This window comes from Pseudomonas sp. UF-293 (genome assembly GCF_058245595.1).
The window spans coordinates 1-237 of record NZ_JBSICA010000102.1; the positions used below are offsets into that span (position 1 = coordinate 1).

Below are 237 nucleotides of genomic sequence, written 5' to 3' on the forward strand. Positions count from 1 at the left end.
CCATTAACAATTTGGATAGGTGGGATACCCAAGCGGCCAAAGGGAGCAGACTGTAAATCTGCCGTCACAGACTTCGAAGGTTCGAATCCTTCTCCCACCACCATCTCCAAGAAGTTTTCTTAAGAGAAAATTTTGAGGAACAGTTTAACAGCTGATAACTCAGGTAGCCGAGTTCATTGCGGGCATCGTATAATGGCTATTACCTCAGCCTTCCAAGCTGATGATGCGGGTTCGATT

1 tRNA gene is annotated in these 237 nt (G+C 46.0%); it reads left to right on the forward strand.

Annotated features, from left to right (window positions below):
* The first annotated feature begins 18 nt into the window (after positions 1–18).
* Positions 19–103 (forward strand) — tRNA-Tyr (locus AC4IHP_RS27935).
* Positions 104–237: the final 134 nt, after the last annotated feature.